General features: G+C 44.1%; 21 protein-coding genes and 2 pseudogenes. 10 read left to right on the forward strand and 13 right to left on the reverse strand.

Going from position 1 to position 23,889, the window contains the following annotated elements; translation table 11 throughout:
* Window positions 1-23: 23 nt before the first annotated feature.
* Window positions 24-1,040 (forward strand): type I glyceraldehyde-3-phosphate dehydrogenase, encoded by a 1,017-nt coding sequence (locus tag LEPTO7376_RS00670; protein ID WP_015132368.1) that lies wholly within the window; start codon window positions 24-26, stop codon window positions 1,038-1,040.
* A gap of 114 nt (window positions 1,041-1,154) precedes the next feature.
* Here the strand turns inward: LEPTO7376_RS00670 and LEPTO7376_RS00675 are convergent, their stop codons facing one another.
* The 3 genes from LEPTO7376_RS00675 to LEPTO7376_RS00685 all read right to left on the reverse strand — a co-directional run bounded on the left by LEPTO7376_RS00675 (window position 1,155) and on the right by LEPTO7376_RS00685 (window position 5,192).
* A complete protein-coding gene (locus LEPTO7376_RS00675; protein ID WP_041764574.1) occupies window positions 1,155-2,906 on the reverse strand; it encodes an NFACT family protein in 1,752 nt (583 codons plus the stop codon).
* A 76-nt stretch (window positions 2,907-2,982) separates the two neighbouring features.
* Complete coding sequence (locus tag LEPTO7376_RS00680) at window positions 2,983-3,561, reverse strand: hypothetical protein (RefSeq protein ID WP_015132370.1); 579 nt, start codon at window positions 3,559-3,561, stop codon at window positions 2,983-2,985.
* A 20-nt stretch (window positions 3,562-3,581) separates the two neighbouring features.
* Window positions 3,582-5,192: a YcjF family protein gene (locus LEPTO7376_RS00685; RefSeq protein WP_015132371.1), complete on the reverse strand. Its 1,611-nt coding sequence runs from the start codon at window positions 5,190-5,192 to the stop codon at window positions 3,582-3,584.
* A gap of 144 nt (window positions 5,193-5,336) precedes the next feature.
* Here LEPTO7376_RS00685 and LEPTO7376_RS00690 point away from each other — a divergent pair, with 144 nt between their 5' ends.
* The 6 genes from LEPTO7376_RS00690 to LEPTO7376_RS00715 all read left to right on the forward strand — a co-directional run bounded on the left by LEPTO7376_RS00690 (window position 5,337) and on the right by LEPTO7376_RS00715 (window position 13,002).
* Window positions 5,337-5,939, forward strand: a complete 603-nt coding sequence (locus LEPTO7376_RS00690) for a DUF3611 family protein (RefSeq protein ID WP_015132372.1) — start codon at window positions 5,337-5,339, stop codon at window positions 5,937-5,939.
* 43 nt (window positions 5,940-5,982) lie between these two features.
* A complete protein-coding gene (locus LEPTO7376_RS00695) occupies window positions 5,983-6,345 on the forward strand; it encodes a DUF565 domain-containing protein (protein WP_015132373.1) in 363 nt (120 codons plus the stop codon).
* A 131-nt stretch (window positions 6,346-6,476) separates the two neighbouring features.
* The gene (locus LEPTO7376_RS00700; protein WP_015132374.1) at window positions 6,477-8,939 is read left to right on the forward strand and encodes an ATP-dependent Clp protease ATP-binding subunit; all 2,463 of its coding nucleotides are present in this window, start codon (window positions 6,477-6,479) and stop codon (window positions 8,937-8,939) included.
* A 193-nt stretch (window positions 8,940-9,132) separates the two neighbouring features.
* On the forward strand, window positions 9,133-9,555 hold the full coding sequence (locus LEPTO7376_RS00705) for a DUF4278 domain-containing protein (RefSeq protein ID WP_015132375.1): 423 nt from the start codon (window positions 9,133-9,135) through the stop codon (window positions 9,553-9,555).
* A 189-nt stretch (window positions 9,556-9,744) separates the two neighbouring features.
* Window positions 9,745-11,166 (forward strand): serine/threonine-protein kinase, encoded by a 1,422-nt coding sequence (locus tag LEPTO7376_RS00710; protein ID WP_015132376.1) that lies wholly within the window; start codon window positions 9,745-9,747, stop codon window positions 11,164-11,166.
* 66 nt (window positions 11,167-11,232) lie between these two features.
* Window positions 11,233-13,002, forward strand: coding sequence for an ABC transporter ATP-binding protein (locus tag LEPTO7376_RS00715; RefSeq protein WP_015132377.1), 1,770 nt, complete (start codon window positions 11,233-11,235; stop codon window positions 13,000-13,002).
* Between the two features lie 150 nt (window positions 13,003-13,152).
* On the opposite strand, the gene LEPTO7376_RS00720 is transcribed toward LEPTO7376_RS00715, so the two are convergent.
* Complete coding sequence (locus LEPTO7376_RS00720; protein WP_015132378.1) at window positions 13,153-13,638, reverse strand: hypothetical protein; 486 nt, start codon at window positions 13,636-13,638, stop codon at window positions 13,153-13,155.
* A 310-nt stretch (window positions 13,639-13,948) separates the two neighbouring features.
* A complete protein-coding gene (gene trxA / locus LEPTO7376_RS00725; RefSeq protein WP_015132379.1) occupies window positions 13,949-14,272 on the reverse strand; it encodes a thioredoxin in 324 nt (107 codons plus the stop codon).
* Window positions 14,273-14,382: 110 nt separating this feature from the next.
* On the opposite strand from trxA, the gene fabG reads away from it, so the two are divergent.
* Window positions 14,383-15,147 carry a 3-oxoacyl-[acyl-carrier-protein] reductase gene (gene fabG / locus LEPTO7376_RS00730; RefSeq protein WP_015132380.1) on the forward strand — a complete coding sequence of 255 codons (765 nt, stop codon included), beginning with the start codon at window positions 14,383-14,385 and terminating at the stop codon, window positions 15,145-15,147.
* 126 nt (window positions 15,148-15,273) lie between these two features.
* Here fabG and LEPTO7376_RS00735 read toward each other — a convergent pair whose 3' ends face one another.
* From LEPTO7376_RS00735 to LEPTO7376_RS00750, 4 genes are all read right to left on the reverse strand, one after another.
* Window positions 15,274-16,041 carry a sigma-70 family RNA polymerase sigma factor gene (locus LEPTO7376_RS00735; protein ID WP_015132381.1) on the reverse strand — a complete coding sequence of 256 codons (768 nt, stop codon included), beginning with the start codon at window positions 16,039-16,041 and terminating at the stop codon, window positions 15,274-15,276.
* 328 nt (window positions 16,042-16,369) lie between these two features.
* Window positions 16,370-16,777, reverse strand: coding sequence for a hypothetical protein (locus LEPTO7376_RS00740; RefSeq protein ID WP_015132382.1), 408 nt, complete (start codon window positions 16,775-16,777; stop codon window positions 16,370-16,372).
* Window positions 16,778-16,807: 30 nt separating this feature from the next.
* The gene (gene arsS / locus LEPTO7376_RS00745; RefSeq protein ID WP_015132383.1) at window positions 16,808-17,806 is read right to left on the reverse strand and encodes an arsenosugar biosynthesis radical SAM (seleno)protein ArsS; all 999 of its coding nucleotides are present in this window, start codon (window positions 17,804-17,806) and stop codon (window positions 16,808-16,810) included.
* Window positions 17,807-17,908: 102 nt separating this feature from the next.
* Window positions 17,909-19,096, reverse strand: a complete 1,188-nt coding sequence (locus LEPTO7376_RS00750; RefSeq protein ID WP_041764589.1) for a methyltransferase domain-containing protein — start codon at window positions 19,094-19,096, stop codon at window positions 17,909-17,911.
* 438 nt (window positions 19,097-19,534) lie between these two features.
* On the opposite strand from LEPTO7376_RS00750, the gene ribD reads away from it, so the two are divergent.
* A complete protein-coding gene (ribD, locus tag LEPTO7376_RS00755; protein WP_015132385.1) occupies window positions 19,535-20,653 on the forward strand; it encodes a bifunctional diaminohydroxyphosphoribosylaminopyrimidine deaminase/5-amino-6-(5-phosphoribosylamino)uracil reductase RibD in 1,119 nt (372 codons plus the stop codon).
* A 437-nt stretch (window positions 20,654-21,090) separates the two neighbouring features.
* The gene (locus tag LEPTO7376_RS00760) at window positions 21,091-21,372 is read left to right on the forward strand and encodes a peptidoglycan-binding protein (RefSeq protein ID WP_015132386.1); all 282 of its coding nucleotides are present in this window, start codon (window positions 21,091-21,093) and stop codon (window positions 21,370-21,372) included.
* 400 nt (window positions 21,373-21,772) lie between these two features.
* Here the strand turns inward: LEPTO7376_RS00760 and LEPTO7376_RS00765 are convergent, their stop codons facing one another.
* The 4 genes and pseudogenes from LEPTO7376_RS00765 to LEPTO7376_RS28585 all read right to left on the reverse strand — a co-directional run bounded on the left by LEPTO7376_RS00765 (window position 21,773) and on the right by LEPTO7376_RS28585 (window position 23,838).
* The gene (locus LEPTO7376_RS00765; RefSeq protein ID WP_015132388.1) at window positions 21,773-22,354 is read right to left on the reverse strand and encodes a thioredoxin family protein; all 582 of its coding nucleotides are present in this window, start codon (window positions 22,352-22,354) and stop codon (window positions 21,773-21,775) included.
* Window positions 22,355-22,869: 515 nt separating this feature from the next.
* Window positions 22,870-23,011 (reverse strand): annotated as a pseudogene (locus LEPTO7376_RS28820) (transposase); the annotation flags it as partial.
* A 44-nt stretch (window positions 23,012-23,055) separates the two neighbouring features.
* Window positions 23,056-23,532, reverse strand: a pseudogene (locus tag LEPTO7376_RS28580) (transposase family protein); the annotation flags it as partial.
* Between the two features lie 6 nt (window positions 23,533-23,538).
* The gene (locus LEPTO7376_RS28585) at window positions 23,539-23,838 is read right to left on the reverse strand and encodes a transposase family protein (protein ID WP_315861555.1); all 300 of its coding nucleotides are present in this window, start codon (window positions 23,836-23,838) and stop codon (window positions 23,539-23,541) included.
* Window positions 23,839-23,889: the final 51 nt, after the last annotated feature.

Consider the following 23,889-nt stretch of genomic DNA (forward strand, 5'->3'; position numbering starts at 1 on the left):
TCTAAAACAGAGGGTAAGACGCGGTGATTAGAGTAGCGATCAATGGATTCGGACGTATTGGGCGTAATTTCTTGAGATGTTGGGCTGGTCGCACTGACAGTCAGATTCAAGTTGTTGGTATCAATGCTACGACCGATACCAAGAGCAACGCTCACATGCTTCGTTACGATACGATGTTGGGCAAATTCGACGGCGAGATTAGCTATGATGCGAATTCCATCACAGTTAATGGTCATGTAATTAAGTGTTGTTCCGACAGAAATCCCCTAAATCTTCCTTGGAAAGAATGGGGCATTGACCTAGTAATCGAATCTACTGGTGTTTTTAATACTGAAGATGGTGCTTCGAAGCACTTTGTCGCTGGTGCAAAGAAAGCATTGATCACTGCGCCTGGTAAGGGTGGTCATATCGGTACTTATGTTGTTGGTGTAAATGACGATGAGTATGCTCACGACAAGCAAAACGTCGTTAGTAATGCAAGTTGTACAACTAACTGCTTGGCTCCCATTGTTAAAGTCATCAATGATCGCTTTGGCATTATCAAAGGTGTGATGACAACTGTTCACAGTTATACTGGCGACCAGCGTATTCTTGATAACAGCCACCGTGATATGCGTCGTGCTCGTGCGGCAGCTGAGAACATTGTTCCTACTTCCACTGGTGCTGCGAAAGCTGTTGCTCTCGTGATTCCTGAGATGAAGGGTAAGCTCACTGGTATCGCAATGCGTGTACCAACTCCTAACGTTTCTGTTGTTGACCTCGTTGCACAGGTTGAGAAGCAGACAATTGCTGAGGAAGTGAACCAGGTTCTTAAGGAAGCTTCTGAGACTTACATGAAAGGTATTCTCGGTTACACTGACGAGCCTCTCGTTTCTTGTGACTTCCGTGGTACTGATGTTTCTTCCACTATCGACAGTAGCCTTACTCTCGCTCTTGATGGCGACATGATTAAGGTTGTTGCTTGGTATGACAACGAGTGGGGTTATTCTCAGCGTGTTGTTGACCTTGCTGAGATCGTTGCTAAGAACTGGGAAGGTTAATTTCGAGATTATTTAGCTTTAAAAAAGTCTGTAATTTATTAGAAATAACAATTTAATTGTTTGGAAGAGGCGAGGTCATTGTGATCTCGCTTTTTTATTGAGGCAATTCAATCGCTAGTCTTGGTTATTGGTTTGGGAGGCGATCGCCTGTTTTGCGCGTTGGGGTTGTCCCCAGAGAATCGTTTCACGTTTATAGATACACATGCCGGGTTTTGCACCTTTGGGTTTATAAACGTTTTTGGGTTTGGTATAGATGATGGGTACCTGTTCGCTTTGGCTAGCGCGACTATAGTAAGCTGCAAAATCTGCAGCCCACTGTAATTCTTTTTCGTCAGGCACTTCACCTGGTTGGAGCCTTAACAACACATGGCTCCCTGGAATTTCTTGACTGTGGAACCAAATGTCGTAGTCATTCGCCATGCGGAAAGTGAGGTTGTCGTTTTGTTGGTTATTGCGGCCGATCCATAGTTCACCGCCGGATGGTGTGGGATAAATATGGGGTTTGGAAATGTCTTTGACGCTGGGGTTGCTGCGATCTGAGGCAAGGTATTTTTCTTGAATTAGCTCTGTTTTAATTTCCTGTAATGCTTTCAAGTCATCACGATTTTTGTACTCAGTCAGTTGTTCTAAACTACCCTCGATCTGTTCTAGGTAGTGAATTTCGGCATTTACTTCATCGAGTAAAGGTTGCACGATTTGATTGGCGCGTTTTAGTTTTTGGTGTTGTTTATAAAAGGCTTGACCATTCTGAACAGCATTTTTATCGGGCTTGAGAGGAATTTTGATGGGTTCACCTGTTTCAAAGTCGGTTAAAGTGATTTCTGTCATGCCGACTTGCCACTCGTGCAAAAAAGACATCATTAAATCACCGTATTGCCGGAAGGTTTCGGCGCCTTGGGATTGGGCGAGGCGATCGCCAAAAGTTTTTGCTTTTTGTCGCAGCTTTTTCAGGATGGTGTTTAGTTTTTGTTGGAGCTGATGACGCAGTTGCTGAAATTGTTGTTCGTTGAGGCGATCGCCATAATATTGACTCACCACCCCTTGTAAATTATCAGTGGCTTTCCCCTCAGAATTTGGCCAGTTAAGAACGCTATAACCACCGTCAAATTGTATTGGCGAAAAATCTTCTTTTTCTAGACAATGTAGCCAGTTTTGCCACTGAGTAAATAAAGCTTGCCATTGCTCAGAAGTTACCTCATTGGTATTCTGAGCCGATGCTAAATCCGCTGCCTGAATCATATTTTCGAGGAGTAATGGACTCACACCACGATAATTAGACAGTAATTGTTTCTTTAAGGCTTTTGGGAGTAAGGCGACTCGTTCTTGCCAACGTTCAAAAGATTCATCGAGCCTTGGCGCAGTTTTCGTTAAAGCAGGTGGGACTTGATAGGGCTGTCCGGTTTCTACTGGACGTACAGAGGAGCGATCGCTGGTAATTTGTTGGGCGGTGGTAATAATTTTCTGATCAGCATCTGTGAGAATCACATTGCTGTGTTTCCCCATAATTTCCACATAAAGATGAAATTTTGCTGGGTCGCCGGGACGTGTACCAAATTGCAAATCCACGACCCGTTCCCAAGGCTGAATAAACTCCAAACCAATTAACGCCGATCCTTTAATCAGATGGCGCAATTGTTCGCTAAAAGTAAACGTATCGGGATCACGCGGCGGGCGATCGCCCATATGAATGCGTGCCGCTTGGGGATGCCAAGAAATCCAGAGCCAATCCCGTTTTTTGAGCGTGCGCAGAGCTAAACAAATCGTTTGCTTGTCATATTGATAAACCTGCTCCAATTTTGCTGGAACCCAATCCTGCCGAAGTTCCGCCACTAACGCTACCAACGTTGTGTAGTCTACCGCTTGTATTTTCATCGTCCTACCTCCACGCACAGATTTAGATCATGAACGAAAAGGCGATCGCCTGCCAAGTGCAGCATTGAAATTAGGCCGCTACTTCCTCAAAACTCTTTAAATAAGAGCGAATATAACCCTGCCCTCGCCCAGTGTAATAAGGCGAAAACATTTCCTCATAATCCTGCTTAACCAATGCCATCGCTTCCTCTAAACGCTCATGGCCACAAACAATAAATTGTGCTGTTGAATTCGCATAAAAAGCTTTTTTCGCCTCTTCCGAATCATGTTTAAACGCATCCATATAGGTTTCCCGGACCTTACGCACAAAAATTTTTTCCTCGGGCGTAAACTCCACCTTGCCAATGCTCGGGAAATCTAATTCCACTTTCTTCATAAAGCCCATGACGACATTCATGCAAATTCGCGCTTTTTCCACAGAGATCGCCTTCTCATCACCCCGTCGAAACGCCCATTGCGTCACACCATTGGTAACCTCTAGCGCCCGTAACTTCGCAATTTTTTCTAACGACTCATCGGAAAACTGCTCAATATCTTTTATGTCTCCCTCAATATGAGCTTTGAATCCCTCAAAATCAGCCTCAAAAAATTCTTCTAACTCTGGAATTTCTGCTAATTTTTGCCAATCAATTTTTCGTAGAGTAGCCATTCCCTAGTCCTCTTAAGGCGTCACCATTCGTCATGACGGCGACGTTTTGGTGCTGTCCATTCTAATTCTGAAAGCTCCGGATCTTCTTCGAACTCAATTTGCCACATATCTTTAAAGGGATTTACAACTTTTAGGATCGCATCCCCCACAAAATCTTTGACGAATTCATCCTTTTTGCTGAGCTGAAATTGCTCTTGCACCACTTCTGTAATGCCACCATCACCCCAATCTTGATCATTGCTGAAATATTCGATAAAACTTTTGCCTGCAATGCGTGTTAAATAGGCTGCCGTAACCCCTTGAATCGCTTTTCCTACGACAAACGTTGCGACGTTAGTTTGCAAAACCCGCGCCAGCATTTCTACTGCACCTTTTACAACACCTAAACTTACCAACGTTTTACCGAGAGACACTGCTAATTCTTTGCCGCGATCGCCATCAATTTCACAACCATAAACCCGTCCAATTTCCATCACCATCTGAGCATTTACCGCCGCTGTCGCTAACATATCCACCACAGGCAAAGGCGTAACTGCAATGACTCCTGCCCCAATCCATTGGTAACGCTCAATCACTTGATCCGCCTGTTTTTTGCGTTGATGATCGATAATACGGCGAGTTTCCTCGGTGAGACGTTTCGATTGCAACAATAAATTATCCGCCAACAAATCATCCCCTTCTGCCCGTAATACTGTCGCTAACCGCTCCATTAATAAGACAACTTCTGGTTCTGGTTCATAGAGTTCGCCATCTTCCAGCTCAAAGGGTTGCGGATTGGCACATGCAGGAATTACATCTTCTTCGGCAATGAGATGATGCACTTTACTTTTGAGGCGATCGCAAATAATTTCTTGGTCTTCGGCGGTATAAAGATCAATTTTATTGAAAACTAGGAGCGATCGCTTCCCCAGTTCAGCCAACTCACAGAGCGGCTCAAACTCCGATTGGCGGAGATCGTTATCTACTACAAATACTAATAAATCCGCTTCCGTTGCTAAATTTCGTGCCAACTCATCTCGTTGGACACCGGCCTCTCCTATCTCCAAAATTCCGGGAGTATCCGTAATCACAATGCCGCGTTTGAGACCTTTGAGCTTGAGACGAAACTGTTTGCCGAGTTTGGTTGTGCCCATCGTCGCTTCAACGTTGCCAACAATCTCACCAATCATCGCGTTAACCAGCGAAGTTTTACCCGCAGAACCTGTTCCAAATACTGCTACCTGCAATTCATTACGCTCGAAACTCGCCTGAATTTCTTGTGATCGCCCCAACAGAACCTTGCGTGCAACCTCATCTTGAATTTGCGAAACTTGTTGCTGTACAACCTGAAGATTTACTGCCGCTGCCTCTGTTTTCTCTGTCGGTAATTGCGGCACATTTTGCGAAGAGACTGACCGACGAACCTTACGTTTCCCCGATTTTTTTAGATCAAACAGATTGAAATAGCGAATAAATGTCCAAAGAATCAGCCCAATTAGCCCAATCAGCAGCAAAATCAGGATATTTGCCAAAAATGGAGCTGTAAACGAAACCTGAAGATAAAGTCGATAGAGCGAATTGATTAACCACAAAATTAATCCCAGCACCACACTGAGACCAACAAAAAATAGAGTTAACCGAATCGGATTCATCAACCGCGAACAGACAAAAACATCGAATGATTATCATAGCCTGTCCTTTTTCAGACCACATGAATGAGTTTGCAGTGGAAACAATAATGACCTATGACAAAATAGATGAAGACAAAAGCACTTTAACTAACCACAAGATTGCCCATGAAACGTTCCCCATCAGGAGCCTTAGCCGGTAGCTCAATACCTGCCGCCATTCTTCGAGCCTCCGCGACCTTGAAATTCGCAGGCAATATCGGTTTTTGGGTACAGCTTGTTTTAGGTGTTATTGCAGCGTTAATTTTGCTTTTTGCTAGCGCTAGCCTCGTCGGCGGTGATGCCTCTGCAGCCCAACAAGACCCCACATTCAGTCAAGGTAGTAGCTTTGGCGTTTTTTGTGCAGCGGGTGGCATTGTTGCTTTAGTGGTCAGCATTTTCTTTTTCTTTCGCTATAAAACCATTGCCCGCTTGATGCTTGTTAATGACAATGCTTTGCGACCGAAGAAATCCTACACCCTACAGACCATTAAATTCGGGTTACTCGCGAATCTAATAGGTATGATGGCTGCGATCATTGGTGCAGAATCTTTCGTCGGACTCGTAATTGGTAAAGCCCTAACGATTCCCCAAGGTGCGGTTTTTTCGAATACATCCCAGCTTATTCAACCCAAAGATCTCTTTATCATTTTGGCCAATACCCATACGATCGCCTCTCACTTCACAGGGATCGTTGTCGCCCTTTGGTTGCTGAACCAACTCAACAAGTAACTCCTGACTATCCATACAACTAACAATTGGCTAATCCCCGACCATGCAACGCACCAGACTCAATACTCTGTTTGATGAAAGCCTTGGGAAATTTGGACGATTTTTCCAAAATCCATGGCGGCGCTTTGCGCTAACTATTATTAGTCTGCTGTTTGGAAATTTTATTGGCACGGTTGTTCCCACCACCTCAGGACAGAAAGCGGCTTGGGATCCGGTTGTCGGTGCTGGCATCCTGATTTTTATTGAGCTCGTAAGTCGTATCTATTACAGCCGCCCAAAACTCTTTCAGACTTCTACAGATCAGGACATCAGCAAAGGTAATCATTTATGCTTCGATCTGCTTAATATTTTTAAGATTGGGTTGATTTACGGGTTGATTGTTGAGGCATTAGAGCTGGGTTCGTAACGAATGATACGGGATGCTGCCAAGGGGTAGAAACCGAATCAAAAACCGTTCTATGAGCGCGAAAACAAAAATTTCCCCTGTGCTAGAATCAACCTTACATACGGGACTAGCAGCAGGTACAAGAACAGATCATGTTTGAACGCTTCACAGAAAAAGCAATTAAGGTGATTATGCTTGCCCAAGAGGAAGCGCGTCGCCTTGGCCATAACTTCGTTGGCACGGAGCAAATCCTCCTCGGTCTCATTGGTGAGGGGACTGGTGTCGCCGCAAAGGTGCTCCGGTCTATGGGAGTTAATCTTAAGGATGCTCGCATCGAAGTTGAAAAAATAATTGGACGGGGATCTGGCTTTGTTGCCGTAGAAATTCCTTTCACACCTAGAGCAAAAAGAGTTTTAGAGCTCTCCCTTGAAGAAGCCCGTCAGCTCGGCCATAATTACATCGGCACTGAGCACTTATTGTTAGGCCTTATTCGTGAGGGTGAAGGTGTTGCCGCTAGAGTTCTAGAGAATTTAGGGGTTGATCTTTCGAAGGTAAGAACCCAAGTTATCCGTATGTTGGGTGAAACTGCCGAGGTCGCGGCTGGCAGTGGCGGCTCTCGTAGTAATAAGACACCAACCCTTGATGAGTTTGGCTCCAACCTTACTCAGTTAGCCAAAGACAGTAAACTTGATCCCGTTGTCGGTCGTCAAAAGGAAATTGAGCGGGTTATCCAAATTCTTGGTCGTCGGACAAAGAATAATCCTGTTCTAATTGGTGAACCGGGTGTTGGTAAAACGGCGATCGCCGAAGGTTTGGCACAGCGTATTTCTACTGGTGATGTACCAGATATTCTCGAAGAAAAGCGTGTCGTTACCCTTGATATTGGTCTGCTCGTTGCGGGTACAAAATATCGCGGTGAATTTGAAGAACGCCTTAAAAAGATCATGGATGAAGTCCGCCAAGCGGGTAATGTAATCCTTGTGATTGACGAGGTTCATACCCTTATTGGCGCTGGTGCAGCAGAAGGGGCGATCGACGCAGCGAATATCCTCAAGCCTGCTCTCGCTCGTGGTGAACTGCAATGTATTGGTGCTACCACTCTCGATGAGTACCGCAAGCATATTGAGCGAGACGCGGCTCTCGAACGTCGTTTCCAGCCTGTAATGGTTGGTGAGCCTTCCGTTGAAGAAACCATCGAAATTCTCTTCGGTCTTCGCGAACGTTATGAGCAACACCACAAGCTTAAAATTCTTGATGAAGCTCTCGATGCGGCAGCAAAATTGGCAGATCGTTATATCAGTGATCGCTTCCTTCCTGACAAGGCGATTGACTTGATTGATGAAGCTGGTTCTCGCGTCCGTCTAATCAATTCTCAACTTCCTGCTGAAGCAAAAGAACTTGATAAGGAACTCCGCGGTGTCCTTAAAGAGAAGGACGAAGCAGTTCGTTCCCAAGAGTTTGATAAAGCCGGTGAACTCCGTGATCGTGAAATGTCGATCAAGGCAGAAATTCGGGCGATCGCCGCAAGCCAGAAAGAGAAAAAGACTGACATCGATGCCGTGGTTGACGCTGAAGAAATCGCCCATATCGTTGCATCTTGGACAGGTGTTCCCCTCAACAAACTTACTGAGAGTGAATCCACCAAACTCCTCAATATGGAAGATACCTTGCACCAGCGTTTGATTGGTCAAGAGGAAGCAGTAAGAGCTGTATCCCGCGCCATCCGCCGTGCCCGTGTTGGCCTGAAGAACCCCAACCGTCCTATTGCAAGTTTTGTTTTCTCTGGTCCTACCGGTGTTGGTAAAACTGAGCTAACCAAATCTTTAGCAGCCTACTTCTTCGGTTCTGAAGATGCCATGATTCGCCTGGATATGTCCGAATTCATGGAGCGTCACACCGTATCCAAGTTGATCGGTTCTCCTCCAGGATATGTTGGCTATAACGAAGGTGGTCAATTGACTGAAGCCGTTCGTCGTCGCCCTTACACTGTCATTCTCTTTGATGAGATTGAGAAGGCACACCCCGATATCTTCAATATGCTTCTGCAAATCCTTGAAGATGGTCGTCTAACCGATGCGAAAGGTCGTACCGTTGACTTCAAAAACACCCTCATTATCTTGACTTCGAACATTGGTTCTAAGGTCATTGAGAAAGGTGGTGGTGGTCTCGGTTTTGAATTCGGTGATGATGCAGCTGAATCTCAATACAACCGCATTCGTTCTCTTGTGAATGAGGAATTGAAACAATACTTCCGTCCTGAATTCTTGAATCGTCTTGACGAAATCATTGTCTTCCGTCAACTCACTAAGGATGAGGTTAAAGAGATTTCTGAAATTCTTCTCAAGGATGTTTTCCAACGTCTTACTGAACAGGAAATCGAGCTGCAAGTTACTGAGAAGTTCAAAGAACGTCTTGTGGAAGAAGGTTACAATCCTGCTTACGGTGCACGTCCATTACGCCGAGCAATTATGCGTCTCTTAGAGGATGTCCTTGCTGAAGAAATTCTCTCTGGTCGTGTTAGCTCTGGCGATACGGCTCTCGTTGATATCAACGAAGAAGGCAAAGTTGCTGTCAGTAAAGAAGAGCGTAAACCTGAACTCGTAGAGCAAGTTTAGTGACACTCATTATTCGGTTCAGACAAGTCATCTAACACAATTTTATAAACTTCTAAAGAAGCCTCCGGGCTTCTTTTTTTGTGGGGATCAAGATAATTGAGAATATAAAGTTTTCCTGATATTTCAGATAAGTAAAATTTAATTGTGTAACAATGATTACAGAAAGAGTTATGAGATTTTGAAGAGGCAAAATATGAAATTGACATATCGTGGTGTTTCTTATGATCGCGCTCCCGCCTCATTAGAAGTGACTGAAGGAAATATTCTTGGAAAGTACCGTGGCCAAGTGACTCGTCGCCGTTGTGTTGTGAGTTCTGTTGAGCGTCCTGATGTTGAGTCTGTATTGCTCCACTATCGTGGTGGATCATACGCAACAATGCAGCCAGCGATTCCAGCCTCTTTGCGAGAGCGTCGTGTCAATCAAGCGCCTGCTCCGTCTTGTCCTGTAAGACTGCCTCAATTATCAAGATTGATGAGTCAGGATGTACGACAGGTTCATCTTGAAAATATGCGCCGCAGTTTAGAGAGTCGGATTCAGTCGGCACAAGCCAGAGGTGATCAGCATCTCGTTAGCTTATTGCGCCAAGAATCAAGCAATTTATGGTTATCTCATTAGGCGATCGCCTGTGGTATTGGCCAAGATGAAAGATTAATTCAACTTTGATTCTCCATTTCATTGTTTTAGAGAAAGCCTTCGTGGCTTTCTTTTTTTGTGGGTGTCCGAAAAAAAAATTCTTCATGGGGTCAAAGGCTTGATTCATAATGGAGTTATGCAGTTGTGGTGTGGTATTTGTAAACGGCGATTATGATTGGGCAACTTCTTGACGGACGATACAAAATTACAGAGTCCCTTGCAGCTGGGGGCTTTGGCCAGACTTTTTTGGCAGAGGATATAAAGCAGTTCAACAAGATCTGTGTCGTAAAGCAGCTCAAGCCGAGTTTTAGTAATCCAGAGGCCTTGCTTGTGGCGCGACGATTATTTGAAGCTGAAGCTCAGTTACTGAATCGTCTGGGAGATCACGATCAGATTCCTCATCTTTTGGCCTATTTTGAGCTCAATCAAGAGTTTTTCTTAGTTCAAGATTTTGTGGAAGGCCACAGTCTCGAAAAGGAAATTACGGTTGGAAAAAAGCACAGTGAAGCTTATGCGATCGCCCTCATCGAAAGTATGTTGGAGCCACTGGCTTTTATCCACGAGCAAAATGTGATTCACCGCGATATTAAACCAGCGAATTTAATTCGGCGGCAACAGGATGGCAAAGTTGTACTGATTGATTTTGGCGCGGTAAAAGAGCTCGCTGCGACACAGGTGAATGCCCAAGGCCAAACGCAAATTGGCACAATTATCGGAACCCCAGGCTATATGTCTAGTGAGCAGGGGCGCGGCAAACCTAAACTCAGTAGTGATATTTATGCGGCAGGCATGATCGTGGTGCAAGCTCTCACTGGAAAAATTCCACCAGTGGGTTACAACACGGCTGATGAGCTTTACGAAGACCCGAATACCGCCGAAATTATTTGGCATCAGGATGCCAGTGTTTCACCAGAGTTTGCGGGCATTCTCGACAAAATGATTTGCTATGATTTTCGCCAACGGTATCGTTCTGCAATGGAAGTCAAACAGGCGATCGCCCAACTCTCCACAAATTCCCGCACCATTGCCACTACATCCGATAAAGGCGGGATCGCTACCGTTTTTCAAGAAGAAATTCCCGCCACTTCTATTAATATCCCCAAACCACCCATCAATCTTGCGAAGTCTCCACAGGGTGTAGGTGTACCTGCTCCGATTAAAAGACATTGGGCAAGGGTTGCATTTCGTGGGTTTCAGCGGTTCATTGCCGTGTGCTTTCTGATTTTAGGTTTACCGATCAGCATCTACGCCGTTTTCGAAGTGAATAATATGTCAGTCCCGAAAAATGAGCGAGACGACGCGATGGCTGCCCTCGTGATTTTAGGGTTGCCTCTGACAGGTTCCGGAAGCTGGATGCTTTGGAGTTTGCATCAGCGGGTGCGTAAAGAAAAATTTGACTCAGATTGGTTGCGGCACAATTTTTATCAAGTGATTGAGGCTAATCAAGGTGAAATATCATTGTTGAAATTTGCCCAAACGTCTAGATTATCAGGCAAAGAATCCCAGCGTTACCTCGAAGCGAGGGTAAAAGAGTTTAATGGCGATGTGCGTCAGATGCCCGATGGTGAGACCATCTATCGGTTCAAGTTGTAGCGAGAAAGGGAGAGGGAATACTGAAAAGGTTATGATCGCTGGATACGAAACCAGTTTTCTGCCTTTATGTCATCCCCCCTAAAACGTTTATTTACCTATAGCGATCGCCATCGCACTCAGATTAATCAAGCGATCGCCTGCTCTGTCCTAAACAAGATTTTTGATCTCGCACCTCCAGCACTGATTGGGATGGCAGTAGACACCGTCATCGAAAAAGAAGACTCGTTTGTGGCGCAGTTTGGGGTGACTAGTTTAATCGGGCAACTATTTGTGATTTGTACGATTTCACTCATTATTTGGGGGGCTGAATCGGTTTTTGAATATCTCTACCAAAGGTTGTGGCGTAACCTCGCCCAAAAAATGCAGCATGAGTTGCGATTGGATGGATACAGCCATTTACAGGATTTAGAGCTGGCTTATTTTGAGGAGCGCAGCACTGGTGAACTTTTAGCGTTATTAAATGACGATATTAATCAGCTTGAAAGATTTTTGGATGTTGGTGCCAACGAAATTTTGCAGGTGTTGACCACTGTCGTTCTCATTGGTGGTGTATTTATTTACTTCACGCCATCGGTTGCTTGGATGGCTTTGGCTCCAATCCCTGTGATTATTTGGGGATCGATTGCGTTCCAGAAAAAATTAGCGCCGCTCTATGGAGATGTCCGCGAAAAAGTCAGTTTGCTTAGTACCCGCCTATCCAATAATCTCAGTGGCATCACCACCATTAAAAGTTTTACGACAGAGCATTTTGAGCTAGATCGATTGCGGTTTGATAGCCTTGCTTATCTGAAAAGTAATAATCGGGCGATCGCCTTCAGTGCCGCATTTGTCCCCTTAATTCGCATCGCAATTTTGGCTGGTTTTACGGCAATTCTATTTTTTGGTGGTTTACAAGTAGAGAATGGAACCCTTGCGGTGGGAACCTACAGCGTTTTGGTGTTTATGACCCAACGACTGCTTTGGCCGTTAACTCGTTTAGGACAAACCCTAGATCTTTACCAACGGGCCATGGCCTCGACTAAGCGCGTTTTTAATTTGCTCGATACGTCTATTCAAATTCGCTCTGGTGAAAAAGAATTACCAACCCATACGGTTAAAGGTGCAATCAATCTCGCTAATGTGCAGTTTGCTTATAAAGATCGTCCAGCTGTACTCGAAAATTTTTCGTTGAGTGTGCCAGCGGGTCAAACCATTGCTGTTGTTGGGGCGACGGGTTCCGGTAAAAGCACCATTGTGAAATTATTATTGCGTTTCTACGAAATCGAGCAAGGCAAAATTACCCTTGATGGTCTTGATATCCGCGATATTTACTTGAAAGATTTGCGGAGAGCCATCGGTTTAGTGAGTCAAGATGTTTTCCTCTTTCACGGCACGGTGGCTGAAAATATTTCCTACGGTAGTGCGGATGTTTCCCTCACCGAGATTATGCAGGCAGCAAAGCAAGCGGAAGCCCATGAATTTATTGAGGCGCTACCAGATAAATATGACACGATTGTTGGGGAACGGGGCCAACGCCTATCTGGTGGTCAACGCCAACGACTGGCGATCGCCCGTGCCATTCTCAAAGATCCACCAATTCTCATCCTCGATGAAGCAACTTCTGCAGTGGATAACGAAACCGAAGCTGCCATTGCCCGCTCTCTCGAAAAAATCACCCAGCATCGGACAACTGTGGCGATCGCCCATCGCTTATCCACGATTCGCCATTCTGACTGCATCTATGTGATGGATCAGGGCAAAATTGTCGAATTTGGCACCCATGAAGAACTACTCGAAAATCGAGGTATCTACAATAATCTTTGGCAAGTACAAACAGGCGCCAAAATCACTGCCTAAAACTCAATCACTCAATTTGATCATTTTCTATTACAGAAAATCCACATAAAACTAATCCCCCTTGTTATCTCAAGGGGGATTATTGCTGGAAATATTTAATGACGCGACTTTTCTAATAATAAAAATAGAATACGTCTAAATACCTAAAACCTAAATTGCTAAAGAATTATCAGCTGAACATTGAGCAAGAATAGTACTGGCTAAATCAGTGACAATATCAATCAAATGAAATCCTTCGGGCACGATTTGAGTTTGGGTTTGTTCTTCGGAATTGGCAATTAAAGCACTATCTGTATAATCCATTTGATAGTCATAGGCGACTTCTTCGTAAGGATCAATCACTGCAAGGTTTAATTTTCCTTCTGCGACCTCACCAGAAAAGCAAGCATACTCAGAATTGATTTGATAGAAAGCGCCTTGGATATTGTCTCCTTCGCCTTTCTGCATCACAATATAGTCGTGACCAATCTGTCCAGCTTCTGGTGTTGTGCCAAAGAGATAGGCATTTATGCTGTCGCCTGCAGGCATTGCTAAAGCCATACTTGGGGCGATCACGATTAAACCTAAACTTAAAGCAATTTTTGCTGCACTACGAGAAAAAAAACGAGAATTTTTTTGAAATTGTTGCCGAATCATTGTTCCCTTACACCTCTACCATTTAACGCCCATAGAAATAATCGATCACTTTATTGAAATAATTCATTGATGAGTTAAAACAATAAATATTTGACGATATCTATTTCTATTTCCCTGTCTCGAATGTAACGTAAAAGCAAATGCGAATGGAAGCAAAAGAGCGCCTTTCTTCTCATAAGTTTACGAAGTATTTTCTAAGCAGAAAAAAGACGTGAAGTATAAGTTAAACCTTAAGTTTTCGAAGTGCTCGTCACAATGATCGGCGTCACAAGAATGGGCGTTTTGGAACAGGGCAGAGTCGTGATCAAGGCTATTTGCGAATAGCTTGGCGTAGCTGTTGCATTAGTTGCGGCGCAGGAACTGCTCCCTCAACTCGAAAGACAATTTGATTATCTTTGTAGAGCACAATAGTGGGATAGGCATGAACACCATGTTGAGAAGCGAGGGTGTTGTAGCGATCGCCATCAATTTTGACAATTTGAATTTCATCAAGCATTTGTACACTGACTTGTTCTAAAACTTGACTCATCACTTGGCAAGGCCCACACCAAGTTGCATAAAAATCAATTAATACTGGTTTTTGAGAGTTTTCTAACATTTCTTGAAAACTAGCAAATTGTTTTTTTACAGCCATTATTTAAATGTCTCCCGGAGGCGTTATGGACGAAAATGTTGCGCTCGTCCTTGTCATCCTCCTATGATAGCCCAGTCGAAAATAAGCATTATTTTTTGGAGAAATCGGTGATGGAGTTACTTCCTGTTCCCCAACAACGTCTCAAAGATCAAGTCGCAATTGTAACCGGCGCTTCACGGGGTATCGGTAAAGCCACGGCGATCGCCCTCGCGACAGAAGGTGCAAAAGTTGTTATTAATTACGCTCGTTCTAGCGATGCAGCAGAAGCTTTAGTGGCTGAGATTACTGATGCTGGCGGCGAGGCGATCGCTCTCCAAGCAGACGTTTCCCAGGCTGATCAAGTCGATGCATTGATCAAAAATACCCTTGAAAAATGGGGACAAATCGACATTTTGGTAAACAATGCTGGTATCACCAAAGACACTCTTTTGATGCGGATGAAGCCCGACGCATGGCAAGCTGTTATTGATATCAATTTAACTGGTGTTTTTCTCTGTACTAAAGCTGTGACAAGAACGATGATGAAAAAGCGTTATGGTCGCATTATTAATATCACTTCCGTCTCTGGACTGATGGGTAATCCTGGCCAAGCAAACTATAGTGCCGCAAAAGCCGGTGTAATTGGTTTCACTAAAACCGTTGCAAAAGAATTGTCTAGCCGTAATGTCACTGTTAATGCAGTTGCCCCTGGATTTATCGCGACTGATATGACCGAAGGGCTAGATAACGAAGATATTCTTAAATACATTCCCATGGGACGTTTCGGTAAGCCCGAAGACATTGCCGGAATGATTCGTTTTCTTGCTGCTGACCCTGCAGCTGCTTACATCACAGGCCAAACTTTTAACGTTGATGGCGGCATGGTAATGCAATAAATACTTTTTCCAAATGTACTCAGTATTTAAAACAAAACACGAATAATAAAAAGCCTCTTTACTTCAATGAAATAAAGAGGCTTTTGCATCAGTGTGCCAAACAAACTCAAATTTTTAAAATCTCAATTAGGCAGCTTGCGGTTCGAGCAGTTGATTCATTTGCTGCATACCTTTTTTGAGATGACGCGAGACAGTCATTGGACTAATGCCAATTAATTTTGCGGCTTCTGTCCTCGGTAATTCTTCTAAACACACAAGTTGAATTGCTTTTTGTGTCCGTTCTTCTAAGTGAGTAAAAACGTCTTGGAGTTGTAGTTTGATTTCTTCGCGTTGTTGTTGCTCTAGATTGTGAGTATCGGGTAATGTTTCGCCGAGGGTAACTGTGTCGTCTGCACTGCTACCAAAGCTCACATCAAGGCTAATTAAAAGACGGTTTTTCCAAGCTAACTGGCAATCTTGCCAATCTTTTGTGCTGACACCAAGTGCTTCTGCTAGCTCGTAATCGTAAGGCGATCGCCCAAGTTGAGTGCGGAGCTTACGGCGTAACTTTTGACCTTTAGAATGTAGCTCCTGCCAAACCCGAGGAATTTTAATCACACTGCCGCGGTCACGAAGATAATGTAAGATTTCGCCTCGAATATAGGGCATCGCAAAAGAACTGAAGGCGACTCCTCGTTCTGGATTAAAGCGTTCCACTGCCCGAATCAGACCGAATGATGCGACCTGTTCTAGGTCTTCGTAAGTTTCTGCGCAGGTGCGACTCATTTGATAAGCCACCTTACGAACAAGCCCTAGATTTGATTTCACCAGACGATTGCGGAGGCAAACCGTTGGCTGTTGCGCATAACGCTTAAATAAAGCTAGATCTTCAGAAAACTGGGAGCGTCGATTCATAAGTCAGGTCGGTACAAACCGCAGTAAATGTAGACTTTACGAGATGCACATCAAAAGTTTATGCTTCCTTCATTTTCAGCGCTTCTACTGACTCGCACAATTGTTTATTCACGGAACTTTGCTCACTTTCGGATATGCGTAGTGGTAGCAAATCCCCTGAATATTTTGATGTTTTTGGTTTCAAATCAAACAAATGAAACCTACGTACCCTGACATTTACACTGAAAAAATCACTGAAATCAATTAGAGCAGAAAATGAAGACTAGTGGCAGTCTCGACGAGATCAATCCAATAAAAGTTCATGGCGATCGCCCTAAAATCTTTCTGACTAGCGCTCAATAGACCATTGTGTGTCGAAATCTTTTAGGTAATAAAGCGCAAAGCAAGCCGCTAACATTGGCCAAGCTGTGAAGAATAAAAGGTTTGGCCCATCAGCATAGGGCGTGAGGTAAATCTTAAAACTAGAAAATGTTGAGATAGCATGCATAAACAGCACGAGAAGATAACTGATTTTCTTCTGAAATCCCGCGACAAAAGCCAAGATAATCAGTAATTGAACCGCACCGATTATATAAACAGGAGTATTCCCTAAACCACCAATAAAATAAAATTTCTCAAAAACCGCTGCACCATGTTCTGGACGAAAGAATTTGTCTAATGTCCACATCAATAGAACGAGAAAAACACTGATGCGAAGGAAAAAGAGAGCTAATGGTAAACGCTTTTCTAAAGTCATGGTTTTAGTAGGATTAGGGAAAGTTTAGGATTAAACAAGTGCGCCACCACAGCTAGAGCCGCTGCCCGCTGTACAGCCGTAGCAGTAAGGTTTTGTTGCAACGAGGTCGATGAGATCTAATGTGTTCGCTGCAAGTAATTTGCTGACAGTGAGGCGATCGCCAGATTTGGTGCGGGCGGGTAGATTTTCCATCTGATTAAAATCACAATCGAAAATATTGCCGAGATAGTCGATGGAGAGTTGGTTTCGACACATCAAATTAGTAACGGTAGACTCATTATGGTGCGTTTCTAAAAATCTCAGATAGGGCAAATATAAGTCTTTTGTTTCTAAATAATTTCTTACTCGTCCAATGGGCAAATTGGTGATGGTGAATAAATGGTTGAATTTAATATCAAAGTGCTCAGCGAGATATTTTTTGTAGTCTTTTTCTAGGGCAACTTGATCGGGTGTTAAAGAAAAATCAGCATTGCGAGGAACCGGTGGATTATAGACGAGATCTAAATTTAGATTTGGATCAGTACCATAGCCTAAGGCATTAAGTTTTTGGATCGCGGTGATGGAGTCTTGGTAAACGCCTGCCCCCCGTTGTTTATCGACATTATCTTCGAGGTAACAAGGTAAAGACGCTACCACTCGTACTTTGTGCTCCGCAAAATACTCGGGTAAATCCTCGTAGCCTTCAACAAAAAAAATGGTTAGGTTTGAGCGGACAATTACTTCCTTTCCGTAGGCGATCGCCGTGGCGACAAGCTCCCGAAAACCATAGTTCATCTCCGGTGCGCCACCCGTTAAATCCACTGTTTTTATCTGAGGAAAACGCCGCAACAGTTCGAGCAACTGATCACAAATTTCTGGAGACAATTCCTCTGTTCGTTTGGGGCCAGCCTCTACATGGCAATGGATACAGGCGAGATTGCACTTTTTGCCGAGGTTGATCTGGAGGGTTGTGATCGGTTGCTTTGTGAGGGGCTGAGAAATCTTGTTTTCGAAGGGAGTGACAGTGGTTTTTGTCGGAGTCTGAACCATGGCGATCGCCTAATTTTTAAAAGGTGGTGAATAAAAAAGGGGCATTGTTGAGTGACCCTTTTAGAAGTTTTAGTAGATGATTTTTCGTATTCTATATGGCCTTTAACAACAGCTATCAGTCGAACAAGAAGCCGCTCCATCCGCTAAATCAGTCACGTTATAATCCTGACCCTTGCTTTCTTTCGGGTGACGGCGAGCATCCACACGACAATTGAAAGTAGCTGCATTTTCTAGCTCAATATTGTCGTAGGGCAATACCGAAATAAATTGACCCGCATAAGGGCTATTTTCGTTGGTCAATAAATTAAAAGTTTTGTCGCAAACCGCCATTCTTTCGCCGCGATAATAGGTGTGGCCATCGTCATCTTTAATCTCTTTCCAAGGGCCTTTATAAATCACCGCTTGATTTCGTTCTAGGCAAACACCCTCTTTTCCTTTGTAGGCACGCACTGTCATAGAGCGAAATTCGATGCCATCAATCGTTTGCCAAGGCTCTTTCTCAAAACTGAGAATTTCAATGCCATGGAAACCCGCATCCGCAAACATTTCAAGGAATTCTGACTCTAAAAATGCTCCAGAAATACAACCACTCCACAACTCTGGATCATTCATGATCTTGGCAGTGGGCACTTCGTCGCAAACAATGTCAGAAATGACCGCTCGGCCACCTTTTTTGAGTACGCGGTAAATTTCTTGAAATAGCTGTTTTTTATCACTCGGTTTGACGAGATTAAGCACACAATTGGAGATCACGAGATCCACGCTATCGTCAGCAATGAGAGGCGTTTTTTCGCGTAACCGTTCGGCTTCAGCTTCGTAATTTGCTAACTGCTCGACAGACGTGATGGGATTCTCTGTGAACCATGTCTGCAATGCGTCTAGAGGTAATTTGAGATCTTGGATTTTACCTTTAACAAACTCTGTATTGGTAAAGCCAATTTTTCCACCAATATCCTGCTGATATTTGCGGGCGAGGGTGAGCATCACATCGTTAAAGTCAACCCCGATAACTTTACCTGTGGCGCCAACTTTCTGGGCAACCATATAGCAATTTTTGCCTGCACCAGAGCCTAAATCAACGACCACATCACCTACTTCGGCATAACGAGTGGGGTCGCCACAACCATAGTCCTTCGTTAAAATTTCGTCGGGAATAACGTCGAGGTACTGGACATCTTGATAATCGGTAGGACAGCAGAGGCTGGGTTCATGTTCTTGGGCACCTGCTTGGTAACGGCTGAGAACTTCATTCTCGATATCGTAGGTGGGGGTTGTGCTCTGATCTAGCATAGATTTCGTCGCTATCTCTTCGATCTCTAATTTGGTTTGAAACGTGTTGATCATCTTAAGGGCGATCGCTGAGATTCTGCTGAGATTCTGAACAAAATTCAAGGCTTTTTAGTGAATAATCTTGAAGCCAGCCCATCTAAACTATGTGGAAGATTTGCTCATGGCTGATTCGATATGTTTGATTGGCTGGTTGAGTTAGAGCAACGATGAAAAGCGTTTAAGCTTGAGGATCATGAATCCTTTCGTTTGGCTGAAATTGATGCAATAGAGGCAATCGCCCTGAGAGAAAGCATGATTGAGCAGAGGGTGAAAATGCCCTCTTATCATGATGTCGATTGGTCTGAGTGGCGATCGCCATAACGGCTCTATTTATAAAGAAGTGATGGGACAAACCGGACATCCTTTTACAATGAAGAATGGAAATTTTGTATTATCACCATGACCTCAAATCCTGTTGAAGTTGGAACTGCCTTTGACCGTAAGATGATGCGGCGATGTATTGAGTTGGCACAGAAAGCAGCAGGTCGCACAGCTCCAAATCCTATGGTTGGTGCAGTTGTCGTCAAAGATGGTGAAATTATTGGCGAGGGTTTCCATCCAGGAGCCGGAAAGCCCCACGCAGAAGTTTTTGCCCTCAGAGAAGCAGGGGATGCCGCAAAAGGGGCGACGATTTATGTCAGTCTGGAGCCTTGCAACCATTATGGTCGGACACCTCCCTGTAGTTTGGCAGTGGTGAAGGCCGGATTGGCGAAAGTGGTTGTGGGTATGGTTGATCCCGATCCACGGGTGTCAGGTGGTGGCATCAAAACAATTCAGGATGCCGGGATTGAAACCCTTGTCGGTGTGGAGGAAGTGGCTTGTCAGCAGCTTAATGAAGGGTTTATTCACCGGATTTTACAGAAGCAACCCTTGGGCATTCTGAAATATGCGATGACTTTAGACGGCAAAATTGCGACAACAACAGGCCACAGTGCTTGGATTACCCACCAAGAAACTCGTAATCGAGTGTATGAATTGCGGTCGGTGTGTGATGCGGTTATTGTCGGTGGTAATACTGTGCGGCTGGATAATCCTCACCTAACGACTCACGACACCACAGACCATAATCCCCTCCGGGTGATAGTGAGTCAGACGTTAGATTTCCCGAAAGATCGTCATCTCTGGGATGTGGCGATCGCCCCGACGGTTGTCATTACGAAGCCTGAAATTAATCCCGAGATGCAAAGCTTCCTCAAAGAACAAGGTGTCGAAATTGCCCATCTCGACCTTGTCTCTCCAAAAACAGTGATGCAATATCTCTATGAACGCGGTTGTTTGCAAGTGCTTTGGGAATGTGGTGGCACGCTCTCTGCCCAGGCGATCGCCGAAGGTACAGTCCAAAAAGTAATGGCCTTTATTGCCCCGAAAATTATTGGCGGTAAATCTGCACCGACTCCGGTGGGTGATTTAGGGCTAACGCTGATGGATGAGGCACTGGTTCTTGAACAAATGCAATTACAACAGTTGGGGGAAGATTTTCTTCTCGAAGGCCGATTAGTGCAAGAAAAATCCGATTAAAGGTGCAAATTTTGGCAAAAGTAATGCCAACTGAGCTTTTTAATACTTTTTGCGCTTGACAGCCAAATTAGACTTTTCTGAGCTAGTTTAATCGTCTATTTTCCGCTTCTGGGTGGCGTTTATAGTCTCAGCTGCTTTTTTGCTTCAGTATTTTGTTTGATAAATTTCTGTGATCTGGGGAACTATATCAGCAGAAATACGGACTAAGATTGGTAGTAAACGATTTTTCTCTCGGTATTTTTGTCAAATAGCGTGATTCCGATCACACTTTTGGGACGATTTTTGTCTCAATTCCACGTAATTTCCGTGGGGTGATCGCCTGATAAGATTCACAGAAAATCTAACTACAGGCTCACACGAATCACGACATTCTTAGAAGATACTGAATATAACAAAAGATTTTGGCAATACTCTCTTCTTTCTCCTGGAGATCTACCATGACTGCCTTTTCAGAGACTTTCGTAAAATTACCAGAACGCTCAATAAAACTTAGGGCCTCGGGCGAGCTGGAACTCGGGGATTTTGGCTTCTCAGTACAAAAATTACAAGAACATTTAATTCGTTTGGGATTTTATGACGGCCCCATTGATGGTTATCTCAGCCCCGAAACAGCTGTATCTCTCCGCCAAGCTCAAGCGTATCTAAGGCTTCAGGTGACGGGTTGCTGCGATGCTATGACATGGCAAACGCTTCGCCAAATCGGTCTAAAAAGGGCATAGTGGCGCTAGGTTTCTAGAAAAAAGTTTGAATTTCGTTCAAGATTGTTTTGGTGAAGTCGTCAGTCAGGGTGTGGCGATCACCTGATCTTAGGACTGAGATTTATAGGGATTTGAAGATGAGAAAATAATGTCGTTGCTTTAAGGACTACAACATTTCCCAACAAAAGTGACTGCAACGGTCACGTCATAAATTTTCAGAGAGAGAATAAAGGTAAAGAACAGCGTCTACCACTGTCCTCCACCTATACAGCAATTAACAGGCTCTATCATCGGTAACCTGAGGAGATATTATGCTGAGTTCTTACCTGTTCCATAGCGGTTCACTCTACATTCTTTCCAAGTTATTAGTGCTCGCTTTAGTCCTCATTCTCTGGTTTACGATCAAGTCTTATCCAGTGATCTAACCGAAATAGCTCGGTTCGTTGCCGGGCTTCCACTTGATATTGCAGCCAATGCTCGGTTTCTGATCAGCACTGACAGATTCGCCTGCTAATACTTGGGCGATCGCCTCTCGTAGATCTTTGCCCGTGACAGGTTTGTCATTGCCGGGGCGAGAATCATCGAGTTGACCACGGTAAGCCAATTTCAAATCTTTATCAAACAAGAAAAAGTCAGGGGTACAAGCCGCCTGATAAGTTTTTGCTGTTTCTTGGGTTTTGTCGTAGAGAATTGGGAAATTAAAGTTTAGCTCTGCCACCATCTCTTTTAGTTTGTCGGGCGCATCAGCCGGGTGAGTCTCAACACTATTCGCACTAATGCCCACCATTCCTAAATTTTTCGGGATAAAATCTTGTCCAATTTTTGCTAGCTCATCCTGCAAATGAATCACGAAGGGGCAGTGGCGACACATAAAAATCACCAATAATCCGTCTTTCCCTTGAAAATTTTCGAGGGTGACATCTTCGCCTGTAGTCACATCCGGTAAGACAAAATCGGGAGCAGCAGAGCCAAGAGGCATCATTGTAGAGGCTGTTCTAACCATTCTTATTTTCTCAATAAAAGTGTTCGTCCCTCGACTGTAGCAATTGTCGGGCGATCGCCAACAAAATTATCGTAGGGGTGTCATCGTGATGCGCACTCCGTTAACTGTGACAAACCTCAAGGGATGACAAGCAGGTTAGAAAGTGTTCTGGAGGTGGGATAGAGCGATGAAACATCTGTGGAAATAGAGCCACTTATGAGGTTTAGTGGCAATTAAGTGATGAACCAAGTCTGTTAGAGGTTGTCTGAAAAGTCTTTATGTTCGATAAATGCTGCGTAAATTCCGCCAGGTTGATCGCCTGAAGTGCTTATTTTTACGTGCAACTCATTCCGACAAAAGTTACGGTCAGACCCTTTTCAGACATCCTCTTAAAAGTGGATGAATATATTGGTATCCGTAGCGAGCTAATCCAAGAGTAAAAGAACTATAACGAGGATTAGAGCGCCGTTGTTTCGAAGCAAAGCATACAAGATAAGATTTCCAACAGCTATCGTGAAGAAGATTGTCTGTAATAGGGGCTAGGCTATAAGCCATCATGACCAGTAGAAATATAGCCGAAAATCTGGGTAGGTTGACCCGACTAGACTCAAGATTGTAGCCACCAGTTTTACAATCTTTGAACATCGTTTCAATAACCCAGCGTTGTCGATAAAGAGTTGACCTCTTGCAAAAGGTTGTAGCAATTCAAAATTGTAGAGACCAGCAATGAGATTAAGTCTTAATCCCCATCTCCGACGGCGGTTACGATATCGACTGGATAATATACGAAATCTTTTGAGCATTCTGAATACCATCTCAATGATGATTCTTTGAGCTGCTAAGAGCTGATTCTCCTGTTTCTGCTCCGCACCTTTAGGCTTCTTGTGAGGAGTGTGACTCCGCTGATGTCGCTTGTGTAGACCTTGATATCCAGCGTCGGCAAGGCAGAGTTGTCCCTGCTGAAAATGCACTCTACTCTTTTTGAGTAGTTTGAAGTCATGGGTGCTACCTTTCTCACAGTCACAACAGATAATCTGTGCCCACTGCCAAGCAATAACTATTTGAGCTTTAAGGGAATGATGCTTCTTTTTCCCTGAGTAGTAAAGATGTTGTTTTTTTGGGCTTTTCAATCGCCTGTTCTGTGGCATCCATACCACTACTGTTAGAGATAACTCTTCTGAACCATGGAGCTGTTTCATGCCGGGTCAGTGGCAATCGGTTTCTTTGATGAGTGTATTCTCTGTTTTTTGCACCATGCGACAAACTGTTGATTCATGAATGCTCCATGATTGAGCGATAGGAAAATAAGTGCGATATTCCCTCGGATATTCCAAGGTGAGGAGTAACTGATTTTCCAGGGATAAAACACTGGGACGACCGGGTTTTTGCTTTGCTTTAGCTTCTGCTAGGACTTCTACCAGACGATTGAAAGTCTGAAGTTTAACTCCACAAGCTCTCCTGAATTGTTCTGTCGATAAATGTTGGAGCTGTTCGTAAGTTGACATTTTTATCGCTATGGCTCTGTTACTTTCCTCTTTTTTACCTAACGTGAGTTC

The sequence above is a fragment of the [Leptolyngbya] sp. PCC 7376 genome, assembly GCF_000316605.1.
In the GTDB taxonomy this organism is placed as follows: domain Bacteria; phylum Cyanobacteriota; class Cyanobacteriia; order Cyanobacteriales; family MRBY01; genus MRBY01.

Coding starts and splice junctions, on each gene's coding strand:
- LEPTO7376_RS00680 (WP_015132370.1), bottom strand. CDS start 3,561: ATGGCTACTCTACGAAAAATTGATTGGCAAAAATTAGCAGAAATTCCA.
- LEPTO7376_RS00685 (WP_015132371.1), bottom strand. CDS start 5,192: ATGAATCCGATTCGGTTAACTCTATTTTTTGTTGGTCTCAGTGTGGTG.
- LEPTO7376_RS00690 (WP_015132372.1), top strand. CDS start 5,337: ATGAAACGTTCCCCATCAGGAGCCTTAGCCGGTAGCTCAATACCTGCC.
- LEPTO7376_RS00695 (WP_015132373.1), top strand. CDS start 5,983: ATGCAACGCACCAGACTCAATACTCTGTTTGATGAAAGCCTTGGGAAA.
- LEPTO7376_RS00700 (WP_015132374.1), top strand. CDS start 6,477: ATGTTTGAACGCTTCACAGAAAAAGCAATTAAGGTGATTATGCTTGCC.
- LEPTO7376_RS00705 (WP_015132375.1), top strand. CDS start 9,133: ATGAAATTGACATATCGTGGTGTTTCTTATGATCGCGCTCCCGCCTCA.
- LEPTO7376_RS00710 (WP_015132376.1), top strand. CDS start 9,745: ATGATTGGGCAACTTCTTGACGGACGATACAAAATTACAGAGTCCCTT.
- LEPTO7376_RS00715 (WP_015132377.1), top strand. CDS start 11,233: ATGTCATCCCCCCTAAAACGTTTATTTACCTATAGCGATCGCCATCGC.
- LEPTO7376_RS00720 (WP_015132378.1), bottom strand. CDS start 13,638: ATGATTCGGCAACAATTTCAAAAAAATTCTCGTTTTTTTTCTCGTAGT.
- trxA (WP_015132379.1), bottom strand. CDS start 14,272: ATGGCTGTAAAAAAACAATTTGCTAGTTTTCAAGAAATGTTAGAAAAC.
- fabG (WP_015132380.1), top strand. CDS start 14,383: ATGGAGTTACTTCCTGTTCCCCAACAACGTCTCAAAGATCAAGTCGCA.
- LEPTO7376_RS00735 (WP_015132381.1), bottom strand. CDS start 16,041: ATGAATCGACGCTCCCAGTTTTCTGAAGATCTAGCTTTATTTAAGCGT.
- LEPTO7376_RS00740 (WP_015132382.1), bottom strand. CDS start 16,777: ATGACTTTAGAAAAGCGTTTACCATTAGCTCTCTTTTTCCTTCGCATC.
- arsS (WP_015132383.1), bottom strand. CDS start 17,806: ATGGTTCAGACTCCGACAAAAACCACTGTCACTCCCTTCGAAAACAAG.
- LEPTO7376_RS00750 (WP_041764589.1), bottom strand. CDS start 19,096: ATGCTAGATCAGAGCACAACCCCCACCTACGATATCGAGAATGAAGTT.
- ribD (WP_015132385.1), top strand. CDS start 19,535: ATGACCTCAAATCCTGTTGAAGTTGGAACTGCCTTTGACCGTAAGATG.
- LEPTO7376_RS00760 (WP_015132386.1), top strand. CDS start 21,091: ATGACTGCCTTTTCAGAGACTTTCGTAAAATTACCAGAACGCTCAATA.
- LEPTO7376_RS00765 (WP_015132388.1), bottom strand. CDS start 22,354: ATGGTTAGAACAGCCTCTACAATGATGCCTCTTGGCTCTGCTGCTCCC.
- LEPTO7376_RS28585 (WP_315861555.1), bottom strand. CDS start 23,838: ATGTCAACTTACGAACAGCTCCAACATTTATCGACAGAACAATTCAGG.